Origin of the sequence: Chitinivorax sp. B, assembly GCF_005503445.1 — a bacterium.
Taxonomy (GTDB): domain Bacteria; phylum Pseudomonadota; class Gammaproteobacteria; order Burkholderiales; family SCOH01; genus Chitinivorax.
The window spans coordinates 23,265-29,339 of the sequence record NZ_SCOH01000056.1; the positions used below are offsets into that span (position 1 = coordinate 23,265).

The 6,075-nt window shown below is 53.1% G+C and carries 5 protein-coding genes and 1 pseudogene; 3 read left to right on the top strand and 3 right to left on the bottom strand.

The window, feature by feature from the left end; all coding sequences use genetic code 11:
- Positions 1-233: 233 nt before the first annotated feature.
- From FFS57_RS22305 to FFS57_RS22315, 3 genes and pseudogenes are all read right to left on the bottom strand, one after another.
- Positions 234-764, bottom strand: a complete 531-nt coding sequence (locus FFS57_RS22305; protein WP_137940045.1) for a GNAT family N-acetyltransferase — start codon at positions 762-764, stop codon at positions 234-236.
- A gap of 57 nt (positions 765-821) precedes the next feature.
- On the bottom strand, positions 822-1,112 hold the full coding sequence (locus tag FFS57_RS22310; RefSeq protein ID WP_137940046.1) for a hypothetical protein: 291 nt from the start codon (positions 1,110-1,112) through the stop codon (positions 822-824).
- A gap of 85 nt (positions 1,113-1,197) precedes the next feature.
- A pseudogene (locus tag FFS57_RS22315) lies at positions 1,198-1,392 on the bottom strand (urease subunit gamma); the annotation flags it as partial.
- 370 nt (positions 1,393-1,762) lie between these two features.
- On the opposite strand from FFS57_RS22315, the gene bioA reads away from it, so the two are divergent.
- The 3 genes from bioA to FFS57_RS22330 all read left to right on the top strand — a co-directional run.
- A complete protein-coding gene (gene bioA / locus FFS57_RS22320) occupies positions 1,763-3,070 on the top strand; it encodes an adenosylmethionine--8-amino-7-oxononanoate transaminase (protein ID WP_137940048.1) in 1,308 nt (435 codons plus the stop codon).
- A gap of 86 nt (positions 3,071-3,156) precedes the next feature.
- Entirely contained in the window at positions 3,157-3,825 is a 669-nt protein-coding gene (locus FFS57_RS22325; protein ID WP_137940049.1) for a hypothetical protein, read from the top strand.
- 715 nt (positions 3,826-4,540) lie between these two features.
- Positions 4,541-6,075, top strand: a 1,535-nt coding sequence (locus FFS57_RS22330) for a M4 family metallopeptidase (protein WP_137940050.1), incomplete at its 3' end; no start/stop codon positions are given.

The following is a 6,075-nucleotide window of genomic DNA, read 5'->3' on the forward strand; positions in this document are numbered from 1 at the left end:
AATATCCTCATGTATCACACCTACACGCCGGTTTTTGCGCTGCGCTTCTCCCCGCTGGTGGCCGCTCATCACAGACCTTGAATAGGTTCTGAAGGTGTAGCAGCTGGATCAGTGCCATATGATTCATTGCATATTCCTTATGAAGTCGTAAATTTAGCGTTGGGTCATGGATAAAACACCGGCTGGCGCACACAACAACAAGTCGCCATCGGCCGCTTGTAATTCGCCGGGAATCATCTGTTGTACTCGCTGACGAGACGTTTGTAATACAGGGAAGTCGGATGGAGCGTGCCATCTGGCGAGCTGGCATAATCAGGGATGCGGCCGACGAACTCATATCCCGGCTCACGATAAAACGTTTCTGCTGGCGAATCAGTTTCAGTATCCAGATACAACAGTTTGCGGTGCTGCAACCGGGCGGCGTCTTCAACAGTTTCCATCAGTGCTGAGGCAATACCACGACGTCGGCAGTCTGACAGAACCAGCAACTTCTGGATTTCAGCGCGACTGCGGCCGTTTTCGCGTTGGCACAGGTCGAGTTGCACGGTACCGACAATCAGGCCATCGATTAGGGCAACCCATATCCAGCGGCTGCCTTCGGTAACACTTGCCTCCAGGCTGCGAAAATAGGTTCTCGCCCGCTGTTCATCCAGTGGGGCCAGAAAGCCGATGGATGCGTCATTGGCGACAGTATCGATCAGCACGTTGATGAGTTGTGGTTCTGCTTCCCGAAGGGCCGTGGCGCTAAGCCGAATGATGTGCATGGTAAGTGTCTTTGTAAGTGTCTTTCTGTTCAACAGATCGCGTGATGCGGCAATAGGTCAGGAGCGGGCGCCAAACATGTATTTTGATGGTGTGCGGGGTTTGTTCTGGGCTGGCTCGCCCTGCAATAGCAAAGTCTGGGTGCCGTCGGGCAACAGTCGGGCTCGCAAGGTGATCAGGGTGACCAGCAACTCTTCGTCTTCGGTCTGGTTTTCGATCTCTGTCAACCGTTGCTTGGCGTAGTTGGCGTCACCGGCCAGCTTTTCCAGATCAACGGCTTGGTTCAGCACGCGGCGGACTTGCAATTTGAGGCGGGCCAGCAGTCGGACGAGTTCAATATCGGGCGTCATGTCGTTACTCGCTTGCAGGGGTTAAAAGCGCTGCACGATGGCAGCGTAGACGTTGAACAGATACCTATGCAATAGGCTGATGCACCGTCACTGGCTTGGTGCCATATCCCATCAGTTCTGTCACGGTACGGCCATCACAGGTACCTGCCATGATGGTGGCGGACGGGAAGCTTACCGCCGCCGGATAATTGTGCTTCAGGCCTCGTACCTTATGGCGTTTGGTAATCAGTGCGGCAGTGAGGATCAACAGCTTGTCTTGTCCCCTCGGGGGTAGCTCCATTTCCCTGCTTTCTGTCCTGTTGAGCTGGGGCCGCTTGGGCGGCACGTTGAATGTGCCGCCCGCGGTCTTGTCTCCTGCTTTCCTCTTTAAATCTGTTCACGACCTTGCTGTGAGCACCTGTATTGCTCAATATCTTCATTTGCTCCACACAATACCGCCTGGCTTGACTTCAGCACAAGGTGTGCCAGCAGGCATCACGATGTTGTGATGCCGCGTCGAATCAAGCAATTAGACTGGTATCAAACCCATTCATTCATGACGATGTTTGTGTCCGCGCACCAATTCGGCTCATGCAGACCCATATGTAGTGCAGGTGGCACTGTCGGCAATGTGCTTTAGAATGGGGGCACTACCAACAAAGGGCAGATTGATGACAAGCAACAACGATTGGCTCAACCGTAGCAAACAGGCTGTGTGGCACCCCTGCACCCAGATGAAGCGACATGAAACACTCCCGTTGGTGCCGATTGCCAAAGGTGAGGGCGCCTGGTTGATCGATTTTGACGGCAATCGCTATCTGGATGCCGTGTCGAGCTGGTGGGTGAACCTGTTTGGTCACTGCAACCCACGTATCAACGATGCCATCAAACAGCAGCTGGATACGCTGGAGCATGTAATCCTGGCAGGTTTCACTCAGCAACCGGTTGTCGAACTGTCAGAGCGATTGGCCGAGTTGACTGGCCTGGGCCATGCTTTTTATGGGTCGGACGGTGCATCGGCGACCGAGATTGCGCTGAAAATGAGTTTTCACTATTGGCGAAATCTGGGGCTGACCGAGAAAACCGGTTTCATCAGTCTGAAGAACAGCTATCACGGTGAAACCTTGGGTGCGTTGTCGGTGACGGATGTCGCCTTGTTCCGTGATACCTATGCGCCGCTGCTGCGACAAAGTCACCAAGTGATGAGCCCGGACTGGCGCCTGGCGGAGCCTGGCGAATCCCGTGAGGACTATGCTGAACGCTGTGCCCAATCGTTGGCAGACTATCTGGAGGTGCATCATGCCCATACTGCTGCCTTGATCGTGGAGCCATTGGTACAGGGCGCAGCCGGCATGGGCATGTATCACCCGGTGTATTTGCAGCGCGCCCGTGAATTGTGTGATCGCTATCAAGTGCATTTGATTGCTGACGAAATCGCCGTGGGGTTTGGTCGCACCGGTACCATGTTTGCACATGAGCAGGCCGGGATCAAACCAGATTTCCTGTGCCTGTCGAAAGGTATTACTGGCGGGTATCTGCCGTTATCGGTAGTGCTGACGACGGATGTTGTTTATCAGGCTTTCTATCACGTTGATGTCACCCGTGGCTTTCTGCATAGCCACAGCTATACCGGCAATGCGCTGGCATGTCGTGCGGCACTGGCGGTGCTGGATATCTTCCGCGATGAAGACGTAATCGAATCCAACCGTACACGCGCCGCGTGGTTCAGCGCCTTGATGGAACCGATCTATCGTCATCCGAAAGCTCAGTATTTCCGCCATACCGGCATGATCTGGGCGCTGGATGTGGTAACGGAACGGCCCGATTTTGCCAACCGTTGTTTCCAGCAGGCGATGGCACAAGGTGTGTTGTTGCGACCGATGGGGAAATCCCTCTATTTCATGCCGCCCTATGTGGTGGATGGTGAAGAAGTCAGTCTGTTTGTCAGCACGACCTTGTCGATACTGGATGCCGAATAGATGACGTGCCTGACAGCGATGTTTCACATGCAACTTGATGCGATGATACAGGTCTATAGCAATCGCATTTCCAGTAACCAAGCTTCATGACTACGATGTTCATCTCCCCGTCCACTGTCGTATCGATTGATGCGCCGAGCATTCGCTGGCGCCGGGCCGGCAGTGGACTGGTTGTTTCCCTAATGCTGCATGCCATCCTGTTCTTGGGGTGGCAGGGCTGGCAGGCGCGGCAATTGCGGCTGGCCCCTGTCCCACGCGTGATCGAACTGCGTCTGCAACCTGCCAAACTAGCACCGCCCCCACCCGCAATAGTGCCTGTGCCAGTGGTGGAGCCCATCGCGACCGCCGCCCCTGCGGCAGTTAGGCCGGCGAAGGTCATGCCGACACCAGCGAGGTCCGTGCCGACTGCCCGGATTACTACGCATCGACAGGACGAAGAGAAGGAATTGGCACCAGTAGAAACCACCCCGCATTCACCGCCCATCCAGGCCGATTTGGTGCCAGCCAAACCGGCTGCAGGCCATATCGATCTGGAAGCAGCACGTCGCATTGCCAGAGCGGTAGGACAGGAAGGTCGTAAGGAAGGGCCACCAGCCTTTCTGGCCAAGCCTGAAGCAGAGCGTGAAACGCCGTTGGCCAAAGGCATTGCCAAGTCCGAGCGTAGTGATTGCCGTGATGCCTATGCTGGCTATGGTTTGCTGGCAGCACCGCTGCTTTTGAAAGATGCGGCGACGGGGAAAGGATGCAAGTGGTAAATCCGTATGTGGCTGATTGGGTATTGGTGCGTGTGGGAAACCGAGTACCCTGTTCTGCTCGAATCACGAAGGGTGAGGTACTTCCATCGTGGTAATCGAGTTATTTGGCATTTGTCCGCGCGTAAGCGATTTCAAACACCTGCCAGCAGTATTGCTGCTGGTACCGTCCATATTTAAATTTATTGAATAATCAATAGATTGAAATTCATTTGGTCTGCCAGGACAAATCACATGGCGTTGTTTTTTCGATTACGTCATAGGCGCTTCATGGCTTGGGATCTCCACAAAATGAAATCGTTATCATTTGTGACCTGACGAACGGACAGGCGGTATTTCACTGTATTAGTGATCCAATATATTCGACAAATGAGTTGCAGAAGTGGTTGATCAAGAGCTGGGCAACATCTGGTTACGATTACATGAATCGATTTCAGTAGTTGATCTGAATTTGTAACAAATTGAAAAGTATTGGTTTATTTGCAAATGGCATAAACGATATTATCTTGCTGTTGCAACGCATATCAAATCAAAGATGTGTTGAGACGCTTGCAACCAAGTCAGAGCATGCAATCATCAATAAGTAAACGGCGTTAACTAATCGAACGGCAGCAATGGTGTAGGGGATTTCACTTAGCTATTATATTGACACTATTGAAAATGACATGCTCAAATTCGCCCTGCATTATGACAATTAAATAGTTCAAAGGGGCGCTGCATGTTACACACAACAACCAAACGAATCATAAAGTTATCCACCTGCGCCATGCTGGTTGCAGGCGCGATGCAAGCCATGGCTGCAACACGTGTCGATCTGGGTGCGCAATCGATGGGTGCAAATGATATGCCACAACTGGGCGCAGATCTGCGCCCAGTAACATCATTGTCCGTGGCCAATGGTGCAACCAAGGTCAAGTATCAACAGTATTACAACGGTATTCGTGTTTACGGCGAACACGCGCCGGTCGGTGTGCAACAACGTGGCGCTCAGGGTATGCAGGCGGATTCGGTCGCCTCGTTTGTGTCTGGCACCTATGTTGCCGATATCCAGAGCGATCTGCCGCAGATCCGTCCCTCGCTGACCAAAGATGATGCACTGAAAGTAGCGCGTAGCCAAGCCATGTTCGGCAAACCAGTCAATCGCGGTCAGAATGAAAAGGCGGAATTGATGATCCGTCTGGACGAGGCCGGTCGTGCGCAACTGTTCTACCTGACTTCGCTTTATGTGCCGGGGGTCCGTCCCACCCAGCCGGTCTTCATGATTGATGCAACAAGCGGTCGTGTGCTCAGTCAATGGGAAGGTCTGGCACGTCGTGACGCTGTTGGCCCCGGCGGAAATGACCGTGCTGGCCGTCACGAATTTGGCAGTGATCGCAAGGCGATGAAAGTGGCAGACGATTGTCGTTTCGAAACCGAAAACGTGATTACCGTCGATCTGCAACATTCGACCGACACCAGTAATACCGATCCGTTCCGACCCAGCAACTGCCCGTCGACCGGTGCGGTACGTAACGAATACAAAGCCATCAACGGTGCCTATTCACCTATCAACGATGCGCACTATGGCGGTTCTGTCGTATTTGACATGTATCGGGACTGGTTTCAGCGTCGCCCAATCAACGGCAAGCTGATTCTGCAAGTGCATTATGGTCGTAGCCATGAAAATGCCTACTGGGGTGGTGGCACCATGCAGTTTGGTGATGGCGCATCACGTATGCACCCGCTGACCTCACTGGGTGTGATTGCACATGAAGTCAGCCACGGTTTCACCGAGCAGAATTCGGGTCTGGAATATCGTGCCCAGTCGGGTGGCATGAACGAAGCTTTCTCTGACATGGCGTCACAAGCAGCTGAGTTTTACAGCAATGGCAAAGCCAGCTTTCTGATTGGCCATGACATCTTCAAAGCACAAGGCAAGGCCATGCGCTATATGGGCGAACCGGAGAAAGACGGTGCGTCGATCGGCCATGCCAGTAAGTACTACAACGGTATAGATGTCCACCATTCAAGTGGCGTTTATAACAAGGCTTTCTACCTGTTGGCCAACAAGCCGGGCTGGGATGCACGCAAGACCTTTGAAGTATTCACCATTGCCAACATGATGTATTGGCGTTCAAACAGCACTTTCAATGACGGTGCGTGTGGTGTGGTGCGTGCGGCTGACGACAAAGGGATGAGCCGTAATGATGTGATTGATGCGTTCCGTCAAGTTGGTGTGACTTGCGCTACCTTGCCGCCCACACCGACCCCAAC